This window comes from Pengzhenrongella sp. (genome assembly GCF_036565025.1).
Lineage (GTDB): Bacteria > Actinomycetota > Actinomycetes > Actinomycetales > Cellulomonadaceae > Pengzhenrongella.
The window spans coordinates 1-2,928 of record NZ_DATCNW010000434.1 but is presented as its reverse complement, the minus strand read 5'-3'; the positions used below and the strand labels follow the sequence as shown (position 1 = coordinate 2,928).

General features: G+C 71.0%; 4 protein-coding genes and 2 pseudogenes. 5 read left to right on the top strand and 1 reads right to left on the bottom strand.

Annotated elements, in window-relative coordinates:
• Positions 1 to 352 (top strand): annotated as a pseudogene (locus VIM26_RS24925) (HNH endonuclease signature motif containing protein); the annotation flags it as partial.
• Positions 353 to 542: 190 nt separating this feature from the next.
• Here VIM26_RS24925 and VIM26_RS24920 read toward each other — a convergent pair.
• Complete coding sequence (locus VIM26_RS24920; RefSeq protein ID WP_331956028.1) at positions 543 to 1,109, bottom strand: WYL domain-containing protein; 567 nt, start codon at positions 1,107 to 1,109, stop codon at positions 543 to 545.
• Between VIM26_RS24920 and VIM26_RS24915 the strand changes: the two genes are divergently transcribed.
• From VIM26_RS24915 to VIM26_RS24900, 4 genes and pseudogenes are all read left to right on the top strand, one after another.
• Positions 1,032 to 1,436 (top strand): VOC family protein, encoded by a 405-nt coding sequence (locus VIM26_RS24915; protein ID WP_331956027.1) that lies wholly within the window; start codon positions 1,032 to 1,034, stop codon positions 1,434 to 1,436. The genes VIM26_RS24920 and VIM26_RS24915 overlap by 78 nt on opposite strands.
• 29 nt (positions 1,437 to 1,465) lie before the next feature.
• Positions 1,466 to 1,804 (top strand): alcohol dehydrogenase catalytic domain-containing protein, encoded by a 339-nt coding sequence (locus VIM26_RS24910; RefSeq protein ID WP_331956026.1) that lies wholly within the window; start codon positions 1,466 to 1,468, stop codon positions 1,802 to 1,804.
• Positions 1,759 to 2,496: an NADP-dependent oxidoreductase gene (locus VIM26_RS24905; RefSeq protein WP_331956025.1), complete on the top strand. Its 738-nt coding sequence runs from the start codon at positions 1,759 to 1,761 to the stop codon at positions 2,494 to 2,496. The genes VIM26_RS24910 and VIM26_RS24905 overlap by 46 nt, the downstream gene beginning before the upstream one ends.
• 29 nt (positions 2,497 to 2,525) lie before the next feature.
• Positions 2,526 to 2,928: pseudogene (locus VIM26_RS24900) on the top strand (hypothetical protein); the annotation flags it as partial.

Here is a 2,928-nt window from a genome sequence, read left to right as displayed (position 1 = left end):
CGCCTGCGACGGGGAGATCACCCGCATGGTCTTCGGGCCCGACTCCCAGATCCTCAACGTCGGGCGCACCAAGCGGATCTACCCGGCCCACCTGCGCCGCGCGGTCATCGCACGCGACAAGCACTGCCAATACCCCACCTGCGGCGCACCACCACCCCTGTGCGAAGTGCATCATTCAAAACATTGGTGCAGAGATCACGGTGACACCGACGTCACCGCCGGAGTGCTGCTGTGCTACTACCACCACACCGTGGTACACAACAACGACATCGAAATCCGCTGGAAGATCGGCGGCGGGTGGGCCTTCACCGACCGCCACGGAAAATCCCTCGAACGAAAAGTCTCCTGGTAATAGGAGAAGTCAGTTTCGAAGGGGCGGCGAGAACGGAGCGCCCGAGATCAGGTGCAATAATTCCGGTCGCGCCTATCGTGCGTGCGGCCGGGGCACTTCTCGCGGCCAATTACTGCGGTCAATTACTGCGGTCGACTTCTCGGGCTCACCGCGCCGCTATAGCTTCTTCCGCGCGATCAGACGCGCGAGTTCAGCCGTCGTTGGCACCGAACGCGCCGGCCGGTGCGGCCGAACCGTCGGCACCGGCCGCGCCGGCCGCACGAGAGGCCCTGGCCCCGAGCGCTCGTAGGTACTCGACGAGCTCGGGCGGTTCGTGCACCTCGAACTCGCAGCCGAGCATGGTCAGCCGGGATGCCAGCCATTCGAGGGTGTCGAGCTGGCTGTGCAGCCTGCAGCTGCGCGCATCGATCTCGTCGAGCTCGCCCGGAACGTCGCCGAGCAGGGCGCTCACCTGCCCGATCGGCGCGTGCAGCGTCACCCGCGCCCGATAGGTGGGGGCGCTGTCGAACAGCTTGCTTGCGACGTAGTCGGCAGGGTCCGACCCAGGCAGCTCGCGGGCGCCCACTCGACCGCCGGTCCGGACGAGGTCCCGCATCCGGTCCACCCGGAAGATCCGCCAGTCGTCCCGGTCGGTGTCGTACGCCAGGAGGTACCAGCGGCGCCCGGCCGCCACGAGGCGGTGCGGCTCCACGCGCCGCCGGCTCTCGATGCCGTCGAGCTGGCCCGAGTCCACGGGGCGGACGGCAGCATCGCGCACGCCGAGGTCCGCATCGGGGACAGCGTCGTGATGCTGTTCGACTCGAAGCCCGGCTGGCCGCCGACGCCCGCTTTCCTGCGCCTGTACGTCCCGGACTCCGACGCCGTCCACCGGCGGGCCCTCGCGGCCGGCGGCACCTCGGTCACCGACGTCACGCACCTGTACTTCGGCGAGCGCGTCGGCCGGGTACGCGATCCGCTGGGCAACCTCTGGTGGATCCACACCCGAGTGGAGGACGTGAGTCCGGAGGAGCTCGTGCGGCGCCTCGCCGATCCCGACTTCATCCGGGCCATGGACTACGTCCAGGGCGCCGATTTCTTCGCCTGACCAAGAGCTGCTCCCACACACTGGGTGCCATGAGCCAACGCAGCACCGACACGGGCGCGCCCACCATGCGCGCCATCAGCCAGGACGTCTACGGCGGGCCCGAGGTCCTGCGCGAGGTCCGCATTCCGCGGCCCGTACCCGGGATCAGCGAGATCCTCGTCTCGGTTCGCGCCGCCGGCATCAACCCCACGGACTGGAGACACCGCGCACACGGCCTGTTCCTCAACCGGCTCCCGCTGGTTCTGGGCTGGGACGTGTCCGGGGTCGTCGCCGCCGTGGGCGTCGGCGTCACTGTGTTCGAGCCGGCGACGAGGTCTTCGGCATGCTCCCCTATCCCCACGGGGTCGGGTCGCACGCCGAATACGTGACCGGGCCGGCGCGCGCGTTCACGCACAAGCCCGCGGGCATCGATCACCTCCAGGCCGGGGCCCTCCCCCTCGCCGCGCTCACCGCGTACCAGGCGCTCGTCGAGACCGCCGACGTCCGGCCCGGGCAGCGCGTCCTCATCCATGCGGCCGCGGGTGGGGTGGGACACCTCGCCGTGCAGATCGCGAAGGCCCGCGGTGCGCGGGTGATCGGCACCGCCAGCGCCGCCAAGCACGAATTTCTGCGCGAGCTCGGTGCGGATGAGGTGATCGACTACCGCAGCGTGGACTTCACCGAGGCCGTCCGGGACGTCGACGTAGTGCTGGACCCGATCGCCGGCGAGACCCGCACCCGCTCGCTCAACGTCCTCCGTCCCGGCGGCACCCTCGTCTCGCTCAAGCCCGGAGCCGCACCGGACGACGAGGAAAGGGCCGCCCAGCTGGGCGTGCGCCTCAAACTCATGCTCGTCGAAGCCGACCACGCCGGCATGAAGGCGATCGCCGAGCTCGCCGAAACCGGCGGGCTCCGGGCCCACATCGAGGCCACCTTCCCGCTCGCCGAAGCCGCCGAGGCCCACGCGCTGGGCGAGACGAACCGCACCACGGGAAGATCGTCCTGGTCGTCGAGGGCCACGACACCGCGTGACCCGACGACGGCTCGCGCACGGATCGGCTCAGATCGATCGGTAGGGTGATTCGCCGAGAGTGATTCGACGAACCAGGGGTGCCGGTGATCGTTCTGCACGGTTGGTGGTCCAGCGACTCCCAGCCGTCGGGTCGGCTCGCGGTGTGGGCCGAGGACTCCGAGGGTCCGGCCGAACCACCACGGCGGCCCGGTCGGCGGCCGAGGGTTCGGGACCATCCGTTCGCGCTGTCCGGCGAGGATCTGCGCCTCGTCCTCGCGCGGTCCGCGGGGGCGCTCGCCCCCGGTGAGGTCACGGTCGCCACCCTGGCGCTGCCGACCCGCGGGGCCGGACCGGTCCCGTCCCCCGAGCTGCTGCGCGCCGGCACCGCGCTCGACGACGACGCCGCGCCCGACGACGCCCCACTCGACGAGGCACCCGCGCTCGCCAAGCCCGCGACCCGAGCGCCCGCGGCCGCCGACGCCGACCTGCCCGCCGAGGGCC